The organism is Mycobacterium sp. SVM_VP21 (assembly GCA_024758765.1).
Lineage (GTDB): Bacteria > Actinomycetota > Actinomycetes > Mycobacteriales > Mycobacteriaceae > Mycobacterium > Mycobacterium heraklionense_C.
Genome location: CP101406.1, coordinates 2,845,864 through 2,871,717, shown reverse-complemented (window position 1 = coordinate 2,871,717; position 25,854 = coordinate 2,845,864). Strand labels below are relative to the sequence as shown.

Below are 25,854 nucleotides of genomic sequence, written 5' to 3'. Positions count from 1 at the left end.
GGTACGGCCGACTGCGGACACATGTCGGCGACCCGCTGATAGAAGTGACATCGAGTGCGGGGTTCATCGCCGACGTGACGATCCACATGGCCCCAACTGTGGGGTCGGCCGGGAATCTTCATGTCCATCGGCTCCGCCCGTCGTCGTCAGTTACAGACCGCTCGGATAGGTCTCCGGGGTCTGGCCGGCGATCCACAGGCTCGTCACCTCCAGAGGCTCCAGCGCACAGGTCTTGTCGATGTGGATGATCGCATCAAACTGATCAGCCGGACGGACGTGGAAATAGTGACTTTGCCGCTCGGTCGCTGGCTGATAGATCACACCGATGGCGCGTCCCAGACGCACCGCCTCCAGTGGGTCGGTGCCCGAAGACGTAGTGGGCATCGGAGCGAAGAAGTCCGGCTTACCCGTGGTGTGGAAGAGATCTTCGATGCTGCCACGCAAGGCAGGACGAACTACCTTCCGCTCAGCCGTCCCACCCCACTCGCTGGCAGCGGTGACAGTACCGCTGTACGTGCTGAACCCGATAAGGCGTACCTGGTCGTCATGACGCTCACGAACGAGTTGACCGAGTGTGAGCTGACCGTCTCCTCCCATCTCTGTCGCTCTGGCGTCGCCCACGTGTGAGTTGTGTGCCCACACCACGATCCGTGCCGGCGAGGCCGCGTCGCGATCACCGTCCAGATGCGCCACCAACGCATCCAGCGTCTGCGCCATATGCCGGTCTCGTAGGTTCCACGAAGAGACCCGTCCGCTGAACATCGTGCGGTAGTACTCCTCAGCGTTGCGGACCGTCTGCGCGTTCTGCAGGGCGTAGAACAGCTCGTCCTCGGCTACCTGACCGTCCAGCCGCGCATAATTGAGCGCGCCGCGCTGCAAGTCGACCAGCTGGGCGACGGCTTCGCGTTCGCACGAGGGGCCGGCACCGAACGCCGCACCGTATCCATAGGCCTGGCCGTCGTCCGCGGAGGCATGGTCGAAGCACCCGTAACGCAGCCGGGCTCGCGCCGCCGCGACCGGGTCGACCTTGTCGAGATAGTTGACCACTTCCTGGATGGAGCGGTGCAGGCTGTACAGGTCCAGGCCGTAGAAACCCGTCTGATATTCGCCAAGCGATCGGCGGTCGCGGTTATATGCGTAGAGCCAGTCCACAAAGTCACGCACCACCACGTTGCGCCACATCCAGGCAGGGAAGCGCTCGAATCCGCTCAGAGCTTCGTCGGCCGTCGTGTCTTCGCCAAGACCACGAACATAGCGGTTCACCCGGTAGGCGTCCGGCCAGTCGGCCTCAGCAGCAATTGCGCAGAATCCCTTCTCGGTGATCAGCCACTTCGTTATCTCGGCGCGCGCTTCGTAGAATTCCCTGGTGCCGTGCGAACTTTCGCCGATCAAGACGATCCGGGCATCGCCGATCAGCTCCTCCAGCGCGGTCCGTGGCGGGACCCCACCCGGGGCATCGACAACTGTGCGCAGGACCATCTCCGCCGCCGGCTCCGTCCTCCTGCCGACCTGAGGCCGACCCGTTGGGGCGGAGAGCAACCGACAAACCTCGTCATCGGTGACCTGCGTGAAGTCCCAAAATGATTCGCCGACCGCAAGAAAGGGAGTGGGCATCGTGGCACAGACCACGTCGTCGACCAGTCCGGCGAACTCCCGGCAGGTCGATTCGGGGGCCGCCGGAACGGCGATCACGAGCTGGGCCGGCTCGGCATCGCGCAGAGCCTGAACCGCCGCGAACATGCTTGCGCCGGTGGCTAACCCGTCATCGACGAGGATCACCGTACGGCCGGCAACGTCGAGAGGCGGGCGATCCCCGCGATAGGCCGATTCACGGCGGACCAGCTCCCCGGCCTCGCGGTCGGCGATGTCGCGCAGTTGCTGGGGGGTGATCCGCAGTCCGCGCACCATATCGTCATTGACCACCACACGTCCCCCGCTGGCCAACGCTCCCACGGCGAACTCTTCATGTCCGGGCGCACCGAGTTTCCGCACGATGAAGGCGTCCAGCGGTACTTGCAGCGCAGCCGCGACTTCCCAGGCGACCGGGATCCCGCCGCGCGCCAAACCGAGAACGATCACATCGTCGCGGCCCCGGTATGCATCGAGCAGCCCCGCCAGAACCCGGCCGGCCTCGCTGCGGTCACGAAATATCCGCCGCGGCTGCGGCCTTCTGACATCGGCTGCCCTAGTCATCGTCGTTCACCTTCATCGCGCCGTCTCCCTTTACTCGACGACTGACACCACCGATCTGACCCGCATCCTCCCGATCGGGAAAGAGCACGAGGTCCCGATTTCGGCGGGCCCTTTGTCGAGGGCTTTCGCGACACCGACCTCGGCGAAGACGACCCCTGAGTGCGCGTTGCGCACGTGCGGCAGCACAAAACCGGCCGGCGCGATGACGACGAACACCCCTATGGCATGGGGGATTTCCGGCCCTCGCCGGTTACACGACATGGGAGTCGAATCGACAGCATCAGATCCATCTGCATCTATCGATTCGAGGAGCATCATGAAGGACCTACCCGCCCGCCGGCAGCACAGGTCACTGCTACCGGAGCTTTCCGAACTGTTCAGCGGCTTTCCCTCCTGGTCCGGCACCTGGCCGCTGAACCACGGCCACCTCATCCGTCGCGAAGACCAGATGGAAGACGGCCACTAAGTCGGTGACGCCGTTCAGCCGCGGCGAGTGCGGAGGCCGCTGGCTGCGAGAGTTCGCCTGGTGGGGACCGCAGCCGAATCCCGACGCGGTGCGGATCTCTGCAGGCGACCACATCAAGTCACCACCACAAGGACGGTGAATGTCCTGGTTCCCCCGGCAAGTGCGGCGGAGAGAACGAGCGGATAGTTTCCGGCCGGGACGGTCGCAGCAACCGCAACCGTGGCGGTCGCGGCACCAGAACCGTCGCTGTCGAGCTGACCGGACAATGCTGTCGCATTGATCCCGTCTTGGTCGGACTCCGCTGTGACTGTGTAGTCGGCGGGCGCGTCGATCATGCGCTGCAAGTCGATTGCCACCGTACGACTGGCACCGGGACTGATCACAACAGTTCCCGGAACCACATTGACCGCCAGCGCCGAGCTGCCGGTCGAGAATGACGCCGGCGCACAGTGCTCAGCGGTGGCCCACTTCGTGTTGGGCCGGGCCGTCAGCACAAAACTCAGGTCGCCGCCTGTCGTGACGATTGACTCGGGTAACGCTGTCAGCTCGCGTTCCCTGCCGTCGATGGACAACCCATCGATGTATCGCAGGCGGTGGCGTCCGGACGCTCCCGGAGCCGAGAGCCGGATAAAGCGGCCGCCGGGAAGCGTGATCTCAGCGCGGTCGAACAGCGGTGTGTTGACGGTGAGGATCGAGGTCCCGGGCGTGCTGGGATACAGCCCCAGTGCCGCCCAGACATACCAACTCGACATCGCGCCGAGGTCGTCATTGCCGGGCTCACCATCAGGTCTGGGCCCGAACAGGGTGCCACGCACCTGATCGACCAGCCGCTGCGTCTTCCAGGGTTGACCGACATAGTTGAACAGCCAGGGCACACCGAAACCCGGCTCGTTCCCCACCCACAGATGCGGCTCGTTTGGGCCGGCATTGATAATGCTGGTGAAGCGGTCCAGTCGTTGCGCGGTGGCCTGGCGACCGCCGAGTGCGGTCACCAAGCCCGCCACATCGTGCGGCACCCACCAGAGGTATTGCTCGGCGTTGCCCTCGTCAAAGCCGATCTGGCTGAAGCAGCCTGGCGGAGGTTCGACCACCGCGGGCCCTTCCGGGAAGAAGCCGTTTGTGCCTCGGGGCGAAATGGCATGCGTAGTGGGATTGAACAAATTTTGCCAATAGTGGGACCGGCGTTGGAACTCGTCCGCGGTAGCCGACTGTCCCAGCGCATCGGCGAATCGAGAGATGGCGAAGTCGTCCACCGACCATTCCAGGGTGATCGAGGCACCAGGAGCGGCTCCGCGCAGGCACGACTCCGCCAGTTGGGGGAAGTAGCCGCGTTCCAGATAGGTGTCGATGCCTGGACGCTCCACATACCCGTTGCGGCCGACGCCTCCCCTGGTGGCGGCGCGGACCATGTAGTCCAACCCCGTACGGGCGTCAAAGCCCTTGGCGCCAAAGGTGTACAGATTGACGATCAACGGCACCACGCTGTCTCCGGTCATCTCCGCAGTCGCTGCGTTGGCCAGCGCCCAACGGGGGAAAGCTCCGCTCTGCTTGGCGTCTTCGATCAGCGACTGCGCCATGTCGCTCGCTTGCCGCGGGAACAGCAGCCCGTGCAGCGCGGCCTGCCCCCGGTAAGTATCCCAGTCGGAGAAGTTGGCGTACTGCGTCCGCCCAGCCGCCACCTTGTGCAGCACCTGGTCGAAACCTATGTAGCGACCGTTGACATCGTTGAATGTGTTGGGATGTAACAGCGAGTGGTACAGCGCAGTATAGAAAGTCTTGAGGTCATCGGTGTCGGCGCCGGCCACACGGATCCGCGACAATGCTGCGTTCCACTTGGCGGAGGCCGCCTGGCGTACTTCGTCGAAGCTTCCCTGACCCTCCTCGGCCAGATTCGCACGGGCGCCTTCAACGCTCACATACGACAACCCGATGTGTACCTCCAGGAGTGCTCCGGCCGGAAACTCCACATACCCTCCCGCCGAACCGGTGTAACTCGAATAGGCGCGGCGTGCGGCGGGATACACGGAATAGCCATCCCAGGTGCCGTACCGGATGAACGGCATGCTGAATCTCATCGCGAAGAACACCGTGTAGACATTGTTCTTGCTGCAGAACCCACCGCTGGTGGCTGATCCGGTGACCGTGGTGTTATCCGTTCCGATCTCGATACTGGCCGCCGAATTTCCCGCCAGCGACGCCCCCGAACGTATAAACATCACCGCGGCCTTGGCCTTGTCGGGGTAGCTGAACCGGCCCACACCGGTCCGCGTCGTAGCGGTCAACTCCGCGGTCACCCGGGTATCGGGGAAACGCATGGCGTAATAGCCCGGCAGGCCCACTTCAGTGCCGTCATGCGCCATACGTTCGACGGTGTTCCACGGCTGAGCGGCCAGCTCGGTGGTGGGCAGCATCGCGATGTCGCCGAACGCCGCGCAGCCCACCGAGGCATGAGTCATGCTCAAACCGGTGACGACGTCCTCGTCGTGACGGTAGCCCGCGTAGCTGCCGACGGTGTCGGGCGAGTACTGGACCATGCCGAACGGCACTGACGCGCCGGGAAAGTTGTTGATCTCTCCCACCGCTGCGTCGCCGGCCCCGGTGCCGATCAAGGTTCTGACGTAGTCGACCGGATTCGCCACAAACTCGCGCGAGTACTCATGACTCGTAGGCGGTGCCGCGATCAGCCCGACAGTCAGCGCCAGCGCGGTCAGCAGTAGTGCCGCCGCCCTTCGGGACCGTGTCGCCTCCCACGCCGTGGTCCCGAAACCCGAGCCAGCGTCACCGATAGCGCGTGCTCCAATCGGTGGCCTGGCTGCCCAAGCGGGCCGATCACAGCCGCGACGGCACTGCATCCTGTACCCCAGTTCGATGTGGTGTACTGCCATCTTCGGGCAGCGTAGTCACCAGCCGTAACAGCAAAACGTCCCTCGAAGAGGGGGGCCAAAGTCTCATCGCGGCACGTTCAGCGAAGCATGTCGCCTGGGGCTCGGGGACCATCGACTCTGTCTGACGGTCCCCGCGAGCATCAGACTGAGTCAGTCCGCAGCGGCGCTGGCGACAAAGGGCCGGATTGCACGGCATCAAGCGGCAGGCCGAACGCGCCCCCAGCCGCAGCGCGGTAAGGGCAGCACAGGGTTTGACCACTTAGCCCTAAGGGTGTTTACCTGGTCGGCTTGGCGCGGCGGCGCACCCGCCACCGGTAAAGTTCGTCGATGCCCCAGACGATCATTGGCATCGGGGTGAGCATCAACAACATCCACGGCTCCAGGCCCGGGCCGAAGATCAGCTGCAGCGCGCAGCCAGTTCACCGACGCGCTGTTGCCACATCTTGCGCGCATCGTCGTCTGGCCGACCGCGCGAAAGCACCTGATGTTCTTCCTGGGCGAACGCCACCAGCGCGTTGAGAAAGATCACCGCGACGATCGCGATTGCCAGCACCGCCGAACCCGATACCAAGGCCAGACCGGCCCTAACCAAAGCAACAATGCCAGCGGGTGAGTGAATTGACGCATCATTGCGCTCAACCAGCGGTTCCGACCGACTGTCGGCAGCTCATTGGGCCCGTAAACCAAAAGGCGGCGCGCAGCCTCGCGAGCCTCTAGCCCGCTTTCGGTCGCAAGCGACTGGTCCATCGCTCCTGAGCCTCCCGTCGGTTCATGCGCGTGGCGATGGCCGCACCGCCATCTCGCACTGATTCGATCGATGAGGCCAGGGGACCGAACGGACCTGCTAGGAAAATCATCCGCCTGGTCCGGACCTGTTGACAGCTCAGGAGCCACGGCAACGCACCCGCAGGATGCCGACCCTGCCGGACCCGGCAAATGGCCCCTAAGATGCGGGCCTTCAGTCTCTTTCGGCAATCACGGAATCCGATGTGAAATATCGAAATCACCATGTATGCGGCAGCTATCCACCCGACCGCCACCGCACCTGAACGGAGGTTTGAGAAATGACCACATCGCAACAGGCACGCACGCGAATGTTCTCGCGTGTATTGGGACCGTTTTGGGCCATCGTTACCATCGTCGCCGCCGCGCGCGCCTCGCAGATGCCCATGCTGCTCGCTGGATTCGAAGCCAACAGCGCGTGGCCATGGGTCACCGGCGCATTCATCTTGGCTGCTGGCCTCACCGTCGTGGCACTACACCAGTATTGGCGCGGTGCGGCGGCGGTCATTGTTTCACTGTTCGGCTGGCTGATGGTGGTGCGCGGGACGTTTCTGTTGGCATTTCCCTCCGCCTTCCTGTCCATGGCAGATTCGCTGGTCGGCGCTACGGCCGTCTGGCGCACCGTCTATCTCGCCTTCGCCGCAATCGGGCTCTATCTGACCTATGTTGGCTGGCTGGCCCCCGCGGAAGAGCCGGCGAAGCAGGCTCCTGGATCAGTTCAGAACTTGTCGAACGCGGCTTGAGCCCCCGTACATCCGGCGCACCGTGTCCTCCCCCGCGTCAACAGCAGGGCGATCGGAACCGCCCCGACAGAACGGAGACGCCTGCCATGATCACCCTCAGCACGACATATTCCGGCGCCATGATCACTGCCGCTATAGCGGTCACTGCAATACTGCAGAGCGGAACAGTTGCAGCGGATCCCGGTCGGGATGACCAGTTCCTGGCAGTACTTCAAAGCAAACAGATTCCCGCTATCGACAACACCAGCACCGTCGTTGCCGCCGGTCATACCGTATGCCGCAAGCTCGATGACGGCGTGCCGGCAGACGCCATCTTGGCGGGGTTGAAAAACGATGCCTACGCAATGGATCCAGACCTGCGCCGGCAGGCGGACCGACTCGCGGTCACCATGAGTCGATTCATCGCCGCCGCGGTGGAGGTCTACTGTCCAGGCGACCAAGTCAAGATCGCCCCGGCAGTGGCCAGTCATGTTAGGCAAGCAGACAGATCGACGCGTGTGTTCACTCTCGTGACAAACCGGACGAAATCCGAGTCGGCCGGCAGCGCGGCCACCCTGGCAGACCCCTACCGGGCACTCGGCTCACCTCGGAGCACCTTGGCCACCGGCGACATAGTCCAACCGAAGCCACCCAAGGTTCCGACACCGAAGCAGCCGGAGTCGAAGATCCCGAAGGCGCCCCGGGCCGCTACAAAGCCCCCGCCACCACGGCAGTTGCCGCCCCCACCCCAGCAAGTAGAACCCCCACCGCCGCAGGCCCCACCGCCTCCACCGGAAGAGATCGAACCCCCACCGCCGCAAGCACCACCCCCGCCGGAGCAGATCGAACCCCCACCGCCGCAAGCACCACCCCCGCCGGAGCAGATCGAACCCCCACCGCCGCAAGCACCACCCCCGCCGGAGCAGATCGATCCCTCGGCCGGTGGTCCCGCACCCGGCAAGTCGACCGACGGCACCGGCTCGGGCGGCGGCACCGGCTCGGGCGGCGGCGGCAGTGGTGGTGCAGGCAGCGACAGCGGCGGTCCCGGAAGCCCGGCCGGGCCACCACAGCCCAGGCCACCCGGGATGATCCATCTGGTGCCATGGTGAATGCGCCTGTCGACCAAGGCCTTTGCCCCTATCGAGAAAGACGTTCGGCGGAGGCCTTTCCAACCAAAGGTCCCGCACGACACGGATCACCGCACCTATCGCCAATGCCGACATGTGGATCACATTCATGCAATGGCAGATTCTGACTGCAACTTCTGCCGACGTCCAAACCTGCACGGAGGCCGGCGATGAACGCCACCGACGAGGCTCAACGGGGATTCGACAGCGGGCCGATCGGCGTCCCCGAAGGGACCAACGGCCCTAACACCAGCTCTGGACGTCGCAGAACTATTGATTCCAGGTAGAGATCGGAGGTCGAGATGCCTACCGTGCGGGTGGATACCGAAACCATCAAAGACGCGGTACGCGCAGCGTGCCGGGCTCCGTCCCTTCACAACATCCAGCCGTGGCTGTGGGTGGTCGAGACCGATGAAATCCAGTTGTTTCTCGATGACAGCCGGGTTCTACCATCTGACCACGCCGGGCGTGAGGCGGTGATCGGTTGCGGCGCGGCGCTCGACCATCTTCGAGTGGCCATGGCCGCAGCCGGCCTGAACGCCAATGTTGATCGGTTTCCGAATCCCAACAACCCCAACCATCTGGCATCGATCCAGTTCGACAGGATGAGCTATGTCACGGACGGACACCGCTGTCGAGCGGATGCAATCTGGGTACGCCGAAGCGACAGGCTTCCGCTAGCCCCTGCGCCGAACTGGGATGCATTCGAGCCGCTGTTGCGAGCCCGCATCGACGACTACGCCGTTCATCTGGACGTACTGCCCGATCGTGACCGGCCCCGACTGGCCTATGCATCGCAGTTCGCTGAGTCGCTACGCCTCTACGACGCGCTGTACCACGCTGAATTGCACCGTTGGACAACGCCTTTCGAAGCATCTACTGGAATCCCCTACGGCTCGTTGCCCTCGACTTCGGAAAGCAACAGGGTGGATGTCGGGCGCGCGTTTCCGGCCCCGCACCACCCTGACCGACGGGCCCAGATCCCACAGGATCAGTCAACGATAGTGGTGCTGTCCACGACGTCCGATTCTCGCGCCGACGCATTGGTCACCGGTGAAGCCCTTTCCACTCTGCTACTGGAATGCACGATTGCGGGTTTGGCCACCTGTCCACTGACCCATCTCACCGAACTCCAGGTGACCAGAGACATCGTCGAAACCGTAGTGGGTCGCAACACGGTCCCGCAGATCTTGATCCGGATTGGAAAGGCGCCCGCCACCGCGGAGCAACTGTCCCGCACGCGGCGTCGGCCGCTCACTGACGTTTTGTCCATTCACGGTCGATAGGAGCAGGCATGTCCGCGTCGTCCTCCGCGCCTCGCGTGGTAGTCGGTGTGGATGGTTCGCGCGCGGCGCTGCAGGCCGCCTTATGGGCGGCCGACGAAGCCATCGGTCGCGACATCCCGCTGGCGCTGCTCTACGCAATCGATGAAGTCACTCATGAGCCCAACGATGTCGCCACCGCGGAGAAGGCGGTCCACGACACGATCACGGCGATCGAATCGCGGGGACAGCCGGTCACGATGGAAGCCGAGATCATGCGTCGCCATCCGATAAGCGCACTGCTGGAGGCCTCGCGATCGGCGGCGATGGTCTGTCTCGGCTCGATTGGCTTTCACCACGCGGTACGCGGCCGTATCGGATCCACTGCCACAGCACTGGCGACCTCAGCGCATTGTCCGGTTGCGATCGTGCCACGGAATGCGAACTCCCGGACGGGACGGACCGGTCTGGTGCTCGCGGTGGTAGACGGTTCGTCGGCCAACGACGGTGTTCTGGACCTGGGGGCGACCGAAGCGCGACTTCGTGCCTCGGCCCTGCGAGTTTTCACCCTGCACCAGTCCCGTCCGAGGCCACTGCAAGACTCCCGCGCGTCGTCGGGTCCGCAGATCGCCGTGGCACTCGAACGTCGGATAGCCCATTGCCGACGAGAGCACCCGGATCTTAATGTGGAATCCATCAGCAACTACGACGGACTGCTCAATTCCTTTGAGCACGTGCAGCGAAGCGGCATGGCGATCCAATTGGTCGTCGTCGATCCGTGCCGCCCCGGCCCGCTGGATGTGCTGTTGGGTCCGGCTGGCCGCGCCGTCATGGAATCCGCCGGCTGTACCGTGCTGACCTGCGATCGGGCATGGTGGTTATGAGCGACAACGATTTTCAATCCGCTCCCGCGGCGAAACCGCTGACAGTCTTCTTGGTCGACGATCACGAGGTGGTCCGGCGCGGGCTGATCTCCCTGCTGAGTTCCGATCCCGACTTGATGATCGTCGGTGAAGCAGAGACCGTTCGGGAAGCCTTGGCGCGAATCCCTGCGGTCCAGCCAGACGTCGCGGTGCTCGATGTCCGATTGCCGGACGGCAACGGCATCGAACTATGCCGTGAACTGCTTTCCCGGGTCGCTCATCTCCGTTGTCTCATGTTGACCTCGGACAGCTCCGACGAGGCGGCTCTGAATGCGATCTTGGCCGGGGCCAGCGGATATGTGGTGAAAGACATCAGGGGCATGCAGTTGGCGCAGTCCATCAAGGATGTCGGCGCCGGATGCTCCCTGCTGGACAACCACGCCGCAGCGGCCCTGATGGTGCGGCTCCGCAAGGGCGCAGAAGCCCCCGACCCACTGGCGAAGCTCACCGAACAGGAACGTGCATTGCTGTCGCTGTTGGCGGAGGGCCTGACGAATAAGCAGATCGCCGCGCGGATGTACCTGGCCGAGAAGACGGTCAAGAACTACGTCTCACGCTTGTTGGCCAAACTGGACATGCAACGCCGCACCCAGGCGGCAGTATTCGGGTCTCGACTCACTGACCTCGATCATTGACACCGTCAGAGCGGATCAATCTTCACCCGCACCCGATGGACGGACGTGCACTGCGCCGCGTCAGCGAGGCTGCCGACTAGACCTCCGATGGTCAATGGGTGTGCGGCCGAGGGCGAACCACGATCACGGGGATCCCGGCGGCGTGGGCTACCGCAGAACTGACCGATCCCAAGAGCTGGCTAGCGAATCCGCCGCGCCCGTGACTGCCGACCACTACCAACTGTGCATCCTCGGCCGCCTTGACCAACCAGCGGGTGGGCTGATCACAGACAACGCGCCGCTCGACGGCAACATCCGGATATTGCTCCTGGTAACCCGCAAGACGCTCAGCGAGGATTTCCTGCCCCTGGACTTCGTAGTCGCGCCGATCCATGTTGAGGATCGGCATGACCCCGACGTCACTCCAGGCATGCAAGGCCACCAGCGGCACTCCTCGGCGGGAGGCTTCGTCGAACGCCAGCGCCGTTGCTTGCTCTGAGACCGGCGATCCGTCGATGCCCACCACCACGGATGCGCCTTTCTCGCAATCGCGGTCGGCGCGAATGACCGCGATCGGACCGTGCCCGTGGTGAATCAGGCTGGTGCTCACCGAGCCCAGCAGCAGGCGGCCGATCGCACCCAGCCCCGTTGAGCCGACGACAGTCAGCCAGCAATTCTTGGTGACACCGATAAGCGTCGAGACCACCTGGGAGTAGGCCATCTCGGTGTGCACCTCCGGCGACGCGGTGTCGCCCCGGCTGGCGTCGACCACATTGCGGGCCCGCGCCAGGACCTTATTCGCCTCGTCGGCCTGCCAACTGGGCATCCCCTCGACTACCGGCCCCGGAGGCCAGCCGGTCTCCAGCGGCGTCACCACATGCAGCAGCGTGAGCGGCAACTGGCGCATGATCGCCTCATGCGTCGCCCAAGCCACTGCCGCGTCGGATTCAGGCGATCCGTCGACACCCACCACGATTCCGGGTGTCGTTCTGACTTGTGACATCGCAGCCTCCAACCATGTTGATCGACCGGCCGACCGGCTAGCCGACTTACCTTCGAAATTACTGCGACCCGGGACGATTCGGCAGGGGTCGTTGGGCCCCAATCGCCGATCCGTCGGCATCTTCTCGCGAGATGACGACCAACAAACTCTTGCGGCAATACCAATTCCGGTGATGAAATATCGGTATACGATTTAATACGGCAGCTGCCGAGTCGACAGCCACCGCCCATCAAACGGAGGCGCAACAGATGTTCCATCGCGGCAAGCCCACGTAGCGACGCGCAGGTTCTCGCCTAGTTCTGCGAGATGCCCACGCTGCGCTCTGACGCGGACCGGGAACCACACGCAGCAGCGACAAACAGTTCCGGCGGAGACAACGTCCACCGCCCGCCCGTTTTCCTCTGCCTGGGTCAATTGTCAATTCAGGCAACGGTGGCGGCCTCCCCACCCAACGGCCGGTGACGGGCACGGTCCGGACACGAACGGAGGACCGTGCCATGTTCACCCCGAGGACCACGTGCCACGGCGTCACGATCGTTGCGGCGACGGCGATCGCCGTCGCAACGCTGCCGTACGGCGTTGCAGCAGCGGATCCGAGTCAGGACGATCAATTTCTGGCGGTGCTCCAAGAGAAACAAATTCCCGCCATGGACAACATTGCGACCGTCGTCGCCGCCGGCCATAAGGTCTGCCTCAAACTCGACGACGGCATACCGGCGCAGACCGTACTGGATGGATTGAACAACGATGCCTACGGAATGAACCCGGACTTACGCGAACAGTCGGATCGACTGTCGGCCACCATGAGCCGATTCATCGCGGCGGCGGTGCAGGTCTACTGTCCGGGCGATCAAGGCAAGATCGCCTCGCTGGCGGCCAGCCGCACTCGGCAATCCCATGAACCCGCCCCTCTGGTGGTGGTGGCGAACTACCGAACAACCGTTTCGGCTGGCAACACCGTCGACGCTATTGGTGCGGTGCTCGGCTCACCGGTCGACACCATAGCCACCGGCGACGCGTCGCAGCCGAAACCGCCGAAGATTCCGCCGCCGCAGGCACCCAAGGCCAAGATTCCCCGGTCCCCCGGCGCCGCCACGAAACCGCCGCCACGACAACAGCCACCGCAGCCCCCACAACAACCCCCACCGCCACCGCCCCAAGCGCCACCGCCCCCAGCGCCACCGGAGCAGCTACCGCCCCCGCAACAGCTGCCGCCCCCGCCACCGCAGCAGCCACCGACGCCACCGCAAGACCTGCCGGCCCCAGGCGGTCCGCAGTCCGGCAGTGCCACCGACGGCAGCGGCCCAGGGAACGGCGGTGCCGGCGGCGGAGGCGCCGACAACGGCCGGCCCGCCGAGCCCCCGCCGGCGCCGCCCCGGCCACCCGGCATGATCCAACTCGTGCCGTGGTGAGGCCGGACCGGCCGATTGGCTAACCGATGTGCAGTGGATCGATCTGCACCCGCACCGGGTGGCTCGACCCGCGTGCACTGAGCACCCCGATGCCGTGGCGTAGCGCCGAGGCCAGCGGTAAGCCATGATCGCGGCCCACCCGAACCAGCATCCGGATCACATTCAGCTCGTCGGGGACACCGGCTGGACGCCGCACGCCCGGCGGCAGCGGCACCGGCCCCAGCAGGTCGGCGCCGTCCGGCAGCCGCGCCTGCTCCAGCAGCGTCGTCACCGAATCCGAATCACCGTCGAGGGCAGCGATGTGCACCGCGGGCGGCAGCCCCACCTCGGCTCGGGTGGCCAACTCGGCGTCGGCGTGGCCGACCGGATCCCACCGGATCAGGGCTTGCACCGTCGGGATCGACGATTCGGCGACCACCGTCACCAGCCCGCCGGACGCATGGTCACGCACCAGGGCCGCCGCCCCCATCCAGCGCCGCAGCGTGTCCTCGGCGGCACGCAGATCCTGGCGGCCCAGCAGCGCCCAACTGTCGAGCAGCAATGCTGCCCCGTAGCCGTGCGGGGCGCGGGGTTCGGCGCCGGGAGTGGCGATCACCAGCGCTGCGCCGTCCTCGATGCGGTCGACGATGGTGTCACCGGCGGAGGTGACCACCGGGGTGCCCGGAAAGGCGCGGCCAAGTTCTTCCGCGGTGCGCCGGGCGCCGATGACGACCGCCCGCACGGCATCCGACCCGCAGCGCACACAGCGCAGCGCCGGGTCGCCCCGGCCGCACCAGCGGCACAAGGCGGCACTACCGCGCTCCGACAGCGACAACGGGCCGGTGCAGTGCCGACAGCGGGCAATCGTGCGGCAGCGCCCGCAGGCCAGCGACGGCACATAGCCCCGCCGGGGCACCTGCACCAGTACCGGCGCCCCAGCTGCCAGCGCGCTGCGCGCGCTCTGCAGGGCGACGGTGGGCAAGCGAGCGCTGCGCGCCGCGGCGTCGCGCTGCTCGGCGTAGCCGGTGTCGTCGAGGGCGACCACCCGAGGCGCGGCCGTCCGCAGCACCGCCCGCGGGGCCACCACGTCGTGCGCCCACCCGGTGCCCACCAGGGCATGCGCTTCGGCGGTACGGGCGTGCCCGCCGATCAGGGCGGCGCAGCCCGCCAGGTGTGCCCGCAGCATCGCCACGTCGCGGGCATGCGGATAAGGCGCCCGGGGCTCGGCGAGCGAGTCGTCGCCGTCATCCCAGACCATCACCAGGCCCAGATCGGCCAGGGGGGCGAACACCGCGCTGCGCGTGCCGATCACCAGGCGCGCCCCGCCGCGCAGTACCGACAGCCAGCGCCGGTAACGGGTGGCCGGACCCAATCCCGCGGACAGCGCCACGACCACTGACTCGTCGATTCGCGCCGTCGCGGCACCACAGAGCGCGTCGACGTCTCGCTGATCGGGCACGATCGCCAGTGCGGTGCGGCCGGCGCGAATCGTCTGGGCGGCAGCGTCGACGAACCGGTCGGTCCACAAGTCCCCGGGTAGCACCTGCCATACCGCGCGAGCGGCCCGGCCTTCGCCCAGCGCAGTCAGGAACGATCCGCCCGCCACATACCGCTGCCAGCCAGCGGGATCTACCGGGGCGATGACGGGCGATTCGGTTGGCGTCGTCGCTTCGCGTTCCACCCGGGCGTGCCGCGGCGGCACGGCCAGCCGCAGCACGTCGGCCCGGCTGCCGGCGTAGCGTGCGGCCACCGCTTCCACCAGGCGGCGGACCTCGTCGGTGAGCACCGGTTCGGCCGAGACCACCCGCTCCAGCCGACCCAGCCGTCCGACATGATCGGTGTCGACGCGACGCTCCCAGACGAAGGCGTCAACCAGCCGGCCATGAAAACGCACCCGCACCCGTGCCCCGGGCCGGGCATCCTCGGCCTGCTCCGGTGTGACGAGATAGTCGAACTCACGGTCCAGGTGCGGCACCGAGAGCATCGGCAGCACCCGAGCGATGGGCTCGCCCGGCGCAAGCGGCGCCCCCAGCTTCACCTCTCCTCCGTCGAGGCTCGCTGAACCGCCCGGCGCAAGCGGCGCCCCCAGCTTCACCTCTCCTCCGTCGAGGCTCGCTGAACCGCCGGGTCCACCGTCGACACTCACCACGCAGGTCTAGCAGACGCCGCCGACCGCGGCAGACGGCGGATCACAACCGGAGCGGGCTGTGGATCGGCGGAGCCGACGCCAGCTGCGCCGAATTACGTTGCTGCGGTATGCCCGGACAGCGCGGGGCCCACGCCGCCACGGCGCAGGTCCGTGAAGCGGACCTCGCCTCGCGGATGCAGACTGCGCGACTGACCGATTACGTGCTGGCCGCCGCAGTGCGCGCCGCCACCGATCACGCCCGCGCGGGCCGCCGCCACCTCGATGCCATCCACGGCGAGATCCGTGACGCGCTGGACGATCCGTGGGCACCGGTGTGGGACACCCCGGCCGGTGCCCGCCAGTTTCAGCTGTTCCTGGCCGCCAAGTCCCGAGAGATATGGCGGGTGGTCGGCGACGCGGTCGCCGACAACCGACGCCAGACGACGCGGTTACGGTCGATGGGTGCCGGTTACGGTGCGCCAGCCCGGCTGCGCGACCGGATCAACCGGCAGGCGCTGGCCGACGACATTCGGCGGGTGGTCAACCCGACTTCGGCCCTTAGTGCCGCCGACATCGTGCGCTACGAAAACGCGCTACGCGTCCGCGACGGGCTGACAGCCAACTCCAGTGACGGCACAGCCCCGGTGCTGCTGCTCATCTACGAACCGGCAGCGTTCGGCGGACGCGGGCGGGCCGCGATCGCGATCGGCGATCCGGACAGCGCTGACAACACCACCGTGCTGGTGCCCGGCGCGCACAGCAGCGTCCGCGATGGCTACCTGTCGCACCCGGAGGGACGCAATGTCTATCGCGAGGCCGTCCGCTCCGATCCGGATCGCAGCAATTCGGTCGTCGTCTGGATGGGTTATCGCGCGCCGGACAGCCTGTTCGATCCGGCGGTGACGCAGCCGGCCGGCGCCCGGGCGGGAGGCCGACTGCTGGCCGCCGACGTCCGCGCCCTGGCGGCGTCGCACGTCGGCGCCTCGCACGTCACGGTGGTCGGACACTCCTATGGTTCGACAACGGTGGCCGACGCCGCGGCCTCGGCGGGATTGGGCGCCGACGACGTAGTGCTCGTGGGCTCACCGGGAACCGACCTGGCCCACAGCGCCAACGACTTTCATCTGCCCGCAGGAGGACATGTGTATGTGGGGGCGGCATCGTCGGACCCGATCACCGGTTTCGGCGGCCAGCCGCAACTGCCCCTGCCGACAACGTCGGCAACGATCGGGCTCGGCGCCGATCCTGCCGCAGACGGCTACGGATCCACCCGGTTCAAAGCCGAAAACCGCGGCGTGACGTTGCCGATGAGCAGCCACAGCTCCTACTTCGCTCCCGGCGGCGAGTCTCTCTTCAGCATCGGCGACATCGCTTCGGGCCATGGCGATGCGTTGGCGACCCACCACATGACCGCACTACACCGCCGTCGACTGCCGGCGTTCGATCCGGAACGACTGCGCCCCGGCACCGGGAATCACCGGCATTGACCGATCGGGCCCGGCGGCGAATCTCAGTCCGCGGCCGCCTCTTCCGTGCCGGTGGACCGGCCGAAGAAGAACCCGGCCGTGATCAGCAGCTGTGCCGCCGCGTAGGCCCACCAGATCGGCGCCGCCAGCAGTTCATTGCCCAAGACGAACTGGCTGGCTCCGATCATTGCGTCCGACACCGCGAAGCACACCGCACCGACCGCGGTCCAGGGTGTGGGCAGCTTCGCCAGCAGCGCGGCGCACACCATCGCGCCAAGCACCAAGACATACACCGTCACCGGCAACGTCATGCCTTCGCGGGCCATGCCGGGCCAGAACCACGCCAATAGCATCAGGCAGCTCACCCCGACCAGGCCCGCCCCGATCAGCCGGCCGCGCGACACCACCGCCAGCGGCAACAGCGCGCCCAGAAAACATAGGTGCGCCACTAGGAACGCAGCCAGACCCGCAACGAAGGACGGTTCCCACCACGGGATCGCCAGTAGCCAGTCACCGGTCGCGGAGAAGATCAGGGCCGGTATCAGCCAGCGCGCCTCCCGCAGGATCGGGTGGGCGGCCGCGGCGAACGCCAACAGCACCGCCATCGCCGCCTTGAAGGCCGGCTGCCCGATCCATTGCCCGGTCAGCGCCTCTCCCGGCCCAGAGCGCAACGCCACCACCGTCAGGAAGATGCCGTAAGCCACTCCGAGCCATCCCGCTGCCGCCCAGCCGGTGAAGACTCGGCGGGTTGCGTACGGTGTTTCTATGCCAGCAATCGACCCCATAGTGCTGAAGGTACTGGACGCCATCCCGTTCCGACTGACACTGGACGACGGCGTCGAGGCAGCGCGTCGCGCGATGCGCGACCTGCCCCATCGACCTGTGCACCCGGACCTGCCCAGCGAGGACCAGGTGATCGCCGGACCCGGTGGCGACCTGCCGATACGCATCTACCGGCCGGCGGGCACCGAATCCGGTGCGGCGCCGGTGGTGGTGTTCTTCCACGGCGGCGGCTTCGTCGCCGGCGACCTCGACACCCACGACGGCACGGCACGTATGCATGCCGTCGACGCGGGCGCGGTGGTGGTGTCGGTGGATTACCGGCTGGCCCCGGAACATCCGTTCCCGGCCGCTGTCGAGGATGCGATGGCGGCCACCGAGTGGGTGTCGGCCCACGCCGCTGCGCTGGGTGTGGATCCGGCCCGGTTGGCGGTAGCCGGGGACTCGGCCGGTGGCAACCTGGCCGCGGTGGTGTCCCAGCTGGCCCGTGATGCCGGTGGACCGGCGATCGCCTTCCAGTTGCTGTGGTATCCGGCCACCACCTACGACGGCCGCCTGCCGTCGTTCACCGAGAACGCCCACGCGCCGATCATCGACAGCGCCGCAATCGCCGCGTTGACGCAGGCCTACGCCGGGGGCCTGGACCTGAGCAGCCCGCCGGCGATGCTGGCCCCGGCACGCGCAGAGAATCTGGCCGACCTGCCACCGGCCTACATCGCGGTCGCCGGCCACGATCCGCTACGCGACGACGGCATCCGCTACGGCGAATTGCTGGCCGCTGCCGGGGTTCCGGTACAGGTGCACAACGCCGAAACGCTGGTTCACGGCTATCTGGGCTACGCCGGAGTGATCCCGTCTGCCACCGAGGCCGCCGACCGCGGGCTGGCCGCGTTGCGCGCCGCCCTGGCGTACTAGATGCGGCTGAACCAGGTCACCGTCGGCAGCACCGACCTGGACCGCGCCGAGCGGTTCTACCTGCAGCTGGGTCTGCGGCTGATCGTCAAGACTGGCGACTATCTGCGATTCGAGTGCCCGGACGGGGGCAGCACCTTTTCGGTAGAGCGCGTCAGCGAGGTCGCGGCCGGCGAGCAGGTGACGATCTATTTCGAAGCCGATGATCTCGACGAGCAATATCAACGGTTGCGCGGTTCGGTTGAGTTCACCCAGCCGCCGACCGACATGCCATGGCTGTGGCGAGAGGCCAGGCTGCGTGATCCCGATGGTCACCGGCTATGCCTGTTTCACGCCGGCCAGGCCCGCCGAAATCCGCCGTGGCGCCTGCCACCGCAGGATATGCCGTAACAGCACACCGGTCCCCCGGCGTGCGCGCTACCGTCGACCTCGATCGACACCGGCGACGAGGAGCGGACCGTGAGCGAGAAACCCGACCACGAGATTCTGATCGTCGGCGCCGGCTTCTCCGGCATCGGTGCGGCAATCAACCTCGACCGTGCCGGGATGTCGGACTTTGCGATCATCGAGGCCGGCGACGGGGTCGGCGGCACGTGGCACTGGAACACCTATCCGGGTATCGCCGTGGACATTCCGTCGTTCTCCTACCAGTTCTCGTTCGAGCAGAGCCCGGACTGGTCGCGCACGTATGCGCCTGGCCGGGAGCTGAAGGCTTACGCCGAGCACTGCGTCGACAAGTACGGTCTGCGCTCGCGAATCCGGTTCGCCACCAAAGTGCTTGCCGCCCAGTTCGACGAGGAGCGCGGCTGGTGGCGGGTGCAGACCGAACCCACCGGCGGTTCAGCGAGGCTCGACGAAGGAGAGGCGAAGCTGGGACCGCGGCGTGAACCCGGCGGTTCAGCGAGGCTCGACGAAGGAGAGGCGAAGCTGGGACCGCGGCGTGAACCCGGAGTCGCCACGGCCCGGTTCCTGATCAACGCCAGCGGAGTGCTGACCACCCCGAACCTGCCTGATATCGCCGGTGTCGATACCTTCGCGGGGGTGACGATCCACACCGCCCGCTGGGACCACTCGCAGGACCTGACCGGCAAAAGAGTGGCTGTTATCGGCACCGGAGCCTCTGCGGTCCAGGTGATCCCGGAGATCGCACCGATCGTCTCCTCGCTCACCGTTTTTCAGCGGACGCCGATCTGGTGTTTCCCGAAATTCGATGTGCCGCTGGCCGCCCCGATGCGCTGGGCGATGCGACTTCCCGGCGGCAAAGCATTGCAGCGGCTGGCCAGTCAGGCTTTCGTCGAGGCAACGTTCCCGATCGCTGCTCAATACTTCACGGTGTTTCCGCTGGCCAAGCGGATGGAGTCGGCTGGGCGGGCGTATCTGCGCAAGGAGGTGCGCGATCCGGTGCTGCGTGAGCAGCTGACTCCGCGCTACGCCGTCGGCTGCAAGCGCCCTGGCTTCCACAACACCTACCTGTCGACGTTCAACCGCGACAACGTGCACCTGGTGGTCGACCCCATCGACCGGATCACCCCCACCGGCGTCGTCACCGCCGACGGGACGTCCCATGAGGTCGACGTCCTGATCCTGGCCACCGGATTCAAGGTGATGGACAGCGACAACATCCCCACCTTCGCGGTGACCGGAGCCGGCGGGCAGACCCTGAGCGAGTTCTGGGACGAGCATCGACTGCAGGCCTATGAGGGGGTCAGCATCCCCGGATTCCCTAACTTGTTCAGCGTCTTCGGCCCTTACGGCTACGTCGGGTCGTCGTATTTCGCGCTGGTCGAAGCGCAGACCCACCACATCGTGCGGTGCCTGACGAGCGCCCGCGGCCGTGGGGCGACCCGGATCGAGATCTCCGAGGCGGCCAACGCCCGCTACTTCGACGAGATGATGAGCAAGCGGCACCGGCAGGTCTTCTGGCAGGACAGCTGCAAGTCTGCCAACAGCTACTACTTCGACAAGAACGGCGATGTCCCGTTGCGGCCCACCACCACGGTGGAGGCCTATTGGCGCAGCCGACGCTTCGACCTCGACGATTACCGATTCAGCGCCTGATCTTTTGCGCGAGCAGACACAAAATCGCACGCCGCGGGGACCGCGAGTGCGATTTTGTGTCTGCTCGCGAGAGACTAGATGGCGCGCTTGAGGTCGTCGACCTTGTCCAGCTGCTCCCACGGCAGTTCGATGTCGGTGCGGCCGAAGTGGCCGTACGCCGCGGTCGGCGCGTAGATCGGGCGCAGCAGGTCCAAGTCCCGCACGATCGCGCCCGGGCGCAGGTCGAAGACCTCCGGGACGATCTTCTCGATCTTGACCGGGTCGACGGTGGCGGTGCCGAAGGTCTCGATGAACAGACCGACCGGCGCGGCCTTGCCGATCGCGTAGGCCACCTGGACCTCGACGCGCTGTGCCAAGCCCGCGGCGACGATGTTCTTGGCCACCCAGCGCATCGCGTAGGCGGCCGAGCGGTCCACCTTCGACGGGTCCTTGCCGGAGAAGGCGCCGCCGCCGTGGCGAGCCCAGCCACCGTAGGTGTCGACGATGATCTTGCGGCCGGTCAGGCCGGCGTCGCCCATCGGGCCGCCGACGACGAAGTTGCCGGTCGGGTTGATCAGCACGCGAGTCGACGAGGAATCCAGGGTCTCGTGGGCAAGCTCGGCAAGCACGGTGGAGATCACGTGCTCCCGCAGGTCGGGGTCCAGGGTCTTGACCAGGTCGATTCCCTCGGCGTGCTGGGTCGAGATCACCACGGTGTCCAGCCGGGTCGGGACGTCATCCTCGTACTCGATGGTGACCTGGGTCTTGCCGTCCGGGCGCAGGTAGTCCAGCGTGCCGTTCTTGCGGACCTCGGTCAGCCTCCGCGAGAGCCGGTGCGCCAACGCGATGGGCAGCGGCATCAGCTCCGGGGTGTCGGCGATCGCGTAGCCGAACATCAGGCCCTGGTCGCCGGCGCCCTGAGAGTCGAGCGGGTCGGCCGCGCCCTCGACGCGGGCTTCATGCGCGGTGTCGACGCCCTGGGCGATGTCAGGCGACTGTGCACCGATCCCGATGTTGACCCCGCAGCTCGCGCCGTCAAAGCCCTTGTCCGACGAGTCGTAGCCGATCTCCAGGATGCGCTCGCGCACGGTGTTGGTGATGTTGGCGAACGCCTCGCGGGCATTGGTCGTCACCTCACCGACCACGTGCACCTGGCCGGTGGTGACCAGGGTCTCCACCGCGACACGTGAGCGAGGGTCATCGGCGAGGAGTGCATCGAGCACCGAGTCGCTGATGGCGTCACAGATCTTGTCGGGGTGGCCTTCCGTCACCGACTCGCTGGTGAACAGCCGTCCCTTTTCGCTCACAATGTCGCCTTCCGGGTAATCGATCCAAAAGTTAGCTCGGGCTAATATAGCCGTGCGGTCCTCGGGAGAGCCTGGCAGCCCGGTGCCCACCCCCCGTGTCATGGGCCGGGAAATGGCGGCGCCGCCCCGCGTCCAGAAGATTCTCGACAACATCCCCCACGACGAGAATCCCGAACGACTCGGCCCTGCGACCGCCTACTCTACCGACCAGTCGCCGCCGTCGCCGTCTCGACCCGAACCGCCCAGCCGACCAGTGATCGCAGATAAGTCAGTACCAATTCGTCCGGGTGGGCTTGCGGGTCCGTGAGATGGAGCAGGGCCAGTTCTTCCAATGCCGACAACAACAGCCGCGTCGTCACGCCGTCAGCGTCAATCCGGTGGCCTGCCAACCGAGAGAGCCGCGCCGCGGCGATGGTTCGGGCATAGCGACGGCCCGCTTCCGTGCGGGCCCCCAACTGCGGCGGGGCGCCGGCGGGCGGGCTGAGGATGATGCGCCAACTGGTAGGCGCCGCATGCAGATACGCCAGGATGGCGCGGCCGAGCGCGTCTGGGTCGTCGTCGAGCGGCCCCTCGACGCTGCGCATTCCGGCGAAAGCAATCGCCGATTCGCGGTCCAGCAGCGCCGTCATCAAGCCGGCCAGATCGCCGAAGTTCTGGTAGACCACCGTCCGGGTCACCTGCGCGGCGCGGGCCACCCGTTCGATGGTTACCGCGGCATAGCCCTCGGTGGAGACAATGTTACGAGCGTGATCGAGCAACTGCATCCGTCGCGCGTGTGCCGACATCCGCCGCTTCGGCTCTGGCTGCGCGCTCATGTGGATGCCGGCAGCTCGAGCAGCAACTCCACGGCGCGGGCAGCGCTCTGCGCGGCACTCTCCATGGTCGCCGACCAATCGGTGCGGGTCCAGTCGCCGGCGAGCACCAGGCTCGGCACCGACGTGCGCTGATCCGGGCGCAGCCCATCGGTGCCCACCACCTGCGAGAAGGTGGCCTTGGGCATCTTGACCACCTGCGCGGCCACCACGTTCGCCTCGGCCGCGGCCGGATAGTAACGTCGCAGCAGGTCCATCTGCTCAGCGACGATCTGCTCGTTGGACCGGTGGATCTGCTCGTAGGCACCGCTGGTGGTCAGGCAATACAGCCAGGCGCCGCCTGGATCGCGGCGCTGCATCCGCTGCCGGTCGAACACCTCATCGATGACGCCCGCACCGCCGATCACCGATTCCATCGCCGCCGCGGTGCCCAACGGGCGGTCCAGGTAGAGGTTGGTGCTCACGATCGGTGTGTAGTGCAATTTTTCTGCCGCGGCGTAAATTTCGGCGTGTTCGGGCAGATCGTCGAGCAAACCGGCGACATTCGAGTTGGGCACTGCGCACACCACCGCGTCCGCCGCCAGCTCAGTGCCATCCGCCAACTGCACGGCACGAACGGCGTTGTTCTCCACAACAATTCGCCGGGCCACCGCGCGGTAGCGCACGTCCACGCCCAGCCGGTCGAAAACGGCGAGCGCACCGGTGATGTAGAGCGTGTCGAGATCTGTGGTGGGATAACCGATCGTCACTGCGCTGCGGTGGCGTAGCCCGAGTCGGATTCCGGTGGCCAGGACATCGGCAAAGACCTTCGCCGAACCCCGGTCCACCGGCTCGGCGGCGATGCCGAGCGCCAGCCAGTCCCACACCGCTTCCCGGGCCCGGGCGGGCATCCCGACGCGGCGCAGCCACTGGTCGGTCGTCAGATCGGGCAGATCAGCGGGTTGGAACAGTGCCTCACCGGTCAGGCGCACCGTCGCCGCAGCGGTCCGCAGCCGATCGAGCAGGCTCGCGTCGGGGTGCGGCCCGAACAAGGTTCGCACCGCGCCCAGTCCGCGGGTCACCAGAGTGGTGGTGGCCCCGCCGGGCCAGCGCAGCGTTCCGCCGGTCGGGAACTCGACCATCGATCGGGTTCCGACACTGGTCAGGTAGCGAAACAGGTGGTCGTAGCCGCTGGCGATCACATGCTGGCCGTTGTCCGCGAGGTCCGCTATTCCCGGCACCTGCATCGCCTGGGTGCGTCCGCCGAGCCGCCCGCGCCGCTCCAGCAGCGTCACTTTCTTGCCGGCCTCGGCCAACCAGACCGCGGCGGCCAGCCCGGCCAGGCCGCCCCCGATCACCACGTAGCGACGATCGTCCATGCCCGACCCCTCTCGACTAACTTACGATCTGAAAGTTAATCCAGGCAGGGGGAACGGTCAACGATCCAGTGACGTGGGCCGCGCTAGCCGCGGCTACTGGCAAGGAACGCCACGATCGCGTCCACGATGCGGCTGGCCATCAACGTCTTGGATCCCGACTCCAGGGCGGACTCGGTTCCATCGGCGGCCAGCAGCCACCCGTCGTTGTGGTCGACCTCGAATGCCCGGCCGTCCCCGACCGCGTTGACCACCAACAGGTCACAGCCCTTGCGGCGCAACTTCGCCCGGGCGTGGAACAGCACGTCGCCGTTCTCGTCGCCGGTCTCTGCGGCGAAACCGACAATGGCCTGCATATTGGGCAGTTGTCCGTCGGTGCGGGCACGCACAGCGCCGGCCAACACGTCCTCGTTGCGGACCAGTTCGATGGTCGGCTCCCCCGCGCTGTCGGGGCCCTTCTTGATCTTGGCCTGCGCCACCCGTACCGGACGGAAGTCGGCGACAGCGGCGGCCATCACCAGCACGTGCGCGTCGGGGGCGTGCTTGGACACCGCATCATGCAGTTGCTGGGCCGAGCTGACGTGCACCACGTGGACGCCGGCCGGATCGATCAGACCCGCGGTGTGCGCGGCGATCAGGGTGACCTCGGCGCCGCGCTGGGCTGCCACCCGGGCCACCGCATACCCCTGTTTGCCCGAGCTGCGGTTGCCGATGAAGCGGACCGGGTCGATCGGCTCGCGGGTGCCGCCCGCGGTCACCAGGACCTTCTGCCCGGCCAGGTCGTGAGGCAACGCGTCGGCGCGCTCCAGCAGCAGCGACGCGAAAGTGTTGATCTCTTCGGCCTCGGGAAGCCGACCCGGGCCGGTGTCGGCGCCGGTCAACCGGCCCGATGCGGGCTCAAGGACGACCGCGCCGCGTTCCCGCAGCGTCGCCACGTTGGCGACGGTGGCCGGATGCTGCCACATCTCGGTATGCATGGCCGGGGCGAACAGCACCGGACAGCGGGCGGTGAGCAGGGTGGCGGTCAGCAGGTCGTCGGCGCGACCGGCCACTGCGCGGGCCAACAGGTCCGCAGTGGCCGGTGCCACCACCACCAAGTCGGCCTGCTGGCCGATCGCCACATGGGGGACGCTGGGAACGTCGTCGAAGACCCCGGTGTCGACCGGTTGGCCCGAGAGCGCCTCGAAGGTGGCTGCCCCGACGAACCGCAGGGCGGACTCGGTCGGGACGACGCGAACCGAATGGCCGGCCTCGGCCAGCTGTCGGACCACGGTGCATGCCTTGTATGCGGCGATGCCTCCGGAGACACCGACGACGACCCGTTTCTGGCCCACCGGTATGACCCGTCCTGCCCGGCTCCGGCTACTCGCCTTCGGTGTATTCGAGCAGGTCGCCGTGGATCTCGCGCAGCGCGATCGACAGCGGCTTCTCCTGCAGGCCGGGCTCGACCAGCGGCCCGACGTATTCGAGGATGCCCTCACCGAGCTGGTTGTAGTAGTCGTTGATCTGCCGCGCCCGCTTGGCCGCGTAGATCACCAGCGCGTACTTGCTCGACGCCCGCTGCAACAGCTCGTCGATGGGCGGGTTGGTGATGCCGAGGGGCGTGTCATAACCGCCGATCGACGCCGGGTCGAACTCGTCGGCGTCGGTCAGCGCAGCTGACTCGGTCTGCGAGGTACTCACTTAAG

At 66.7% G+C, this 25,854-nt stretch carries 23 protein-coding genes and 1 pseudogene; 12 read left to right on the top strand and 12 right to left on the bottom strand.

The window, feature by feature from the left end:
* Window positions 1–150: 150 nt before the first annotated feature.
* Entirely contained in the window at window positions 151–2,193 is a 2,043-nt protein-coding gene (locus NM962_13260) for an erythromycin esterase family protein (protein ID UVO10980.1), read from the bottom strand.
* A gap of 316 nt (window positions 2,194–2,509) precedes the next feature.
* On the opposite strand from NM962_13260, the gene NM962_13255 reads away from it, so the two are divergent.
* Entirely contained in the window at window positions 2,510–2,659 is a 150-nt protein-coding gene (locus NM962_13255) for a hypothetical protein (protein UVO10979.1), read from the top strand.
* A gap of 113 nt (window positions 2,660–2,772) precedes the next feature.
* On the opposite strand, the gene NM962_13250 is transcribed toward NM962_13255, so the two are convergent.
* The 3 genes from NM962_13250 to NM962_13240 form a co-directional block, all read right to left on the bottom strand.
* On the bottom strand, window positions 2,773–5,544 hold the full coding sequence (locus NM962_13250) for a GH92 family glycosyl hydrolase (protein ID UVO10978.1): 2,772 nt from the start codon (window positions 5,542–5,544) through the stop codon (window positions 2,773–2,775).
* Between the two features lie 397 nt (window positions 5,545–5,941).
* Window positions 5,942–6,097, bottom strand: a complete 156-nt coding sequence (locus NM962_13245) for a hypothetical protein (protein ID UVO10977.1) — start codon at window positions 6,095–6,097, stop codon at window positions 5,942–5,944.
* Window positions 6,070–6,291, bottom strand: coding sequence for a cation-transporting P-type ATPase (locus tag NM962_13240; GenBank protein UVO10976.1), 222 nt, complete (start codon window positions 6,289–6,291; stop codon window positions 6,070–6,072). The genes NM962_13245 and NM962_13240 overlap by 28 nt, the downstream gene beginning before the upstream one ends.
* A 317-nt stretch (window positions 6,292–6,608) precedes the next feature.
* Between NM962_13240 and NM962_13235 the strand changes: the two genes are divergently transcribed.
* The 6 genes and pseudogenes from NM962_13235 to NM962_13210 all read left to right on the top strand — a co-directional run bounded on the left by NM962_13235 (window position 6,609) and on the right by NM962_13210 (window position 10,996).
* Window positions 6,609–7,070 (top strand): hypothetical protein, encoded by a 462-nt coding sequence (locus NM962_13235; GenBank protein UVO10975.1) that lies wholly within the window; start codon window positions 6,609–6,611, stop codon window positions 7,068–7,070.
* 119 nt (window positions 7,071–7,189) lie between these two features.
* Window positions 7,190–7,441: pseudogene (locus NM962_13230) on the top strand (DUF732 domain-containing protein).
* Window positions 7,442–7,579: 138 nt separating this feature from the next.
* Complete coding sequence (locus NM962_13225; protein UVO14934.1) at window positions 7,580–8,158, top strand: hypothetical protein; 579 nt, start codon at window positions 7,580–7,582, stop codon at window positions 8,156–8,158.
* Window positions 8,159–8,478: 320 nt separating this feature from the next.
* Window positions 8,479–9,462 (top strand): NAD(P)H nitroreductase, encoded by a 984-nt coding sequence (locus NM962_13220; GenBank protein ID UVO10974.1) that lies wholly within the window; start codon window positions 8,479–8,481, stop codon window positions 9,460–9,462.
* A gap of 8 nt (window positions 9,463–9,470) precedes the next feature.
* Complete coding sequence (locus NM962_13215; protein ID UVO10973.1) at window positions 9,471–10,322, top strand: universal stress protein; 852 nt, start codon at window positions 9,471–9,473, stop codon at window positions 10,320–10,322.
* Window positions 10,319–10,996, top strand: a complete 678-nt coding sequence (locus NM962_13210; protein UVO10972.1) for a response regulator transcription factor — start codon at window positions 10,319–10,321, stop codon at window positions 10,994–10,996. Before NM962_13215 ends, NM962_13210 begins: the two co-directional genes overlap by 4 nt.
* A 91-nt stretch (window positions 10,997–11,087) precedes the next feature.
* Here the strand turns inward: NM962_13210 and NM962_13205 are convergent, their stop codons facing one another.
* The gene (locus tag NM962_13205) at window positions 11,088–11,978 is read right to left on the bottom strand and encodes a universal stress protein (protein UVO10971.1); all 891 of its coding nucleotides are present in this window, start codon (window positions 11,976–11,978) and stop codon (window positions 11,088–11,090) included.
* Window positions 11,979–12,475: 497 nt separating this feature from the next.
* Between NM962_13205 and NM962_13200 the strand changes: the two genes are divergently transcribed.
* A complete protein-coding gene (locus NM962_13200) occupies window positions 12,476–13,390 on the top strand; it encodes a DUF732 domain-containing protein (protein UVO10970.1) in 915 nt (304 codons plus the stop codon).
* 19 nt (window positions 13,391–13,409) lie between these two features.
* Here the strand turns inward: NM962_13200 and NM962_13195 are convergent, their stop codons facing one another.
* On the bottom strand, window positions 13,410–15,353 hold the full coding sequence (locus NM962_13195) for a primosomal protein N' (GenBank protein ID UVO14714.1): 1,944 nt from the start codon (window positions 15,351–15,353) through the stop codon (window positions 13,410–13,412).
* A 272-nt stretch (window positions 15,354–15,625) separates the two neighbouring features.
* Between NM962_13195 and NM962_13190 the strand changes: the two genes are divergently transcribed.
* On the top strand, window positions 15,626–16,984 hold the full coding sequence (locus NM962_13190; protein ID UVO10969.1) for a DUF4226 domain-containing protein: 1,359 nt from the start codon (window positions 15,626–15,628) through the stop codon (window positions 16,982–16,984).
* Window positions 16,985–17,007: 23 nt separating this feature from the next.
* On the opposite strand, the gene NM962_13185 is transcribed toward NM962_13190, so the two are convergent.
* A complete protein-coding gene (locus NM962_13185; GenBank protein ID UVO14713.1) occupies window positions 17,008–17,730 on the bottom strand; it encodes a lysoplasmalogenase in 723 nt (240 codons plus the stop codon).
* Here NM962_13185 and NM962_13180 point away from each other — a divergent pair.
* From NM962_13180 to NM962_13170, 3 genes are all read left to right on the top strand, one after another.
* Window positions 17,729–18,658 (top strand): alpha/beta hydrolase, encoded by a 930-nt coding sequence (locus tag NM962_13180; GenBank protein ID UVO10968.1) that lies wholly within the window; start codon window positions 17,729–17,731, stop codon window positions 18,656–18,658. The two genes, NM962_13185 and NM962_13180, sit on opposite strands and share 2 nt — an antisense overlap.
* Window positions 18,659–19,045, top strand: coding sequence for a VOC family protein (locus tag NM962_13175; protein ID UVO10967.1), 387 nt, complete (start codon window positions 18,659–18,661; stop codon window positions 19,043–19,045).
* A gap of 69 nt (window positions 19,046–19,114) precedes the next feature.
* Window positions 19,115–20,713, top strand: a complete 1,599-nt coding sequence (locus NM962_13170) for an NAD(P)/FAD-dependent oxidoreductase (protein ID UVO10966.1) — start codon at window positions 19,115–19,117, stop codon at window positions 20,711–20,713.
* A gap of 74 nt (window positions 20,714–20,787) precedes the next feature.
* Here the strand turns inward: NM962_13170 and metK are convergent, their stop codons facing one another.
* The 5 genes from metK to rpoZ all read right to left on the bottom strand — a co-directional run bounded on the left by metK (window position 20,788) and on the right by rpoZ (window position 25,849).
* Window positions 20,788–21,999 (bottom strand): methionine adenosyltransferase, encoded by a 1,212-nt coding sequence (gene metK / locus NM962_13165; protein ID UVO10965.1) that lies wholly within the window; start codon window positions 21,997–21,999, stop codon window positions 20,788–20,790.
* A gap of 200 nt (window positions 22,000–22,199) precedes the next feature.
* A complete protein-coding gene (locus NM962_13160; GenBank protein ID UVO10964.1) occupies window positions 22,200–22,763 on the bottom strand; it encodes a TetR/AcrR family transcriptional regulator in 564 nt (187 codons plus the stop codon).
* A gap of 47 nt (window positions 22,764–22,810) precedes the next feature.
* Window positions 22,811–24,169 (bottom strand): hydroxysqualene dehydroxylase HpnE, encoded by a 1,359-nt coding sequence (gene hpnE, locus NM962_13155; protein UVO10963.1) that lies wholly within the window; start codon window positions 24,167–24,169, stop codon window positions 22,811–22,813.
* Window positions 24,170–24,252: 83 nt separating this feature from the next.
* On the bottom strand, window positions 24,253–25,500 hold the full coding sequence (gene coaBC / locus NM962_13150; protein UVO10962.1) for a bifunctional phosphopantothenoylcysteine decarboxylase/phosphopantothenate--cysteine ligase CoaBC: 1,248 nt from the start codon (window positions 25,498–25,500) through the stop codon (window positions 24,253–24,255).
* A gap of 28 nt (window positions 25,501–25,528) precedes the next feature.
* Entirely contained in the window at window positions 25,529–25,849 is a 321-nt protein-coding gene (gene rpoZ, locus NM962_13145; protein UVO10961.1) for a DNA-directed RNA polymerase subunit omega, read from the bottom strand.
* Window positions 25,850–25,854 lie beyond the last annotated feature (5 nt).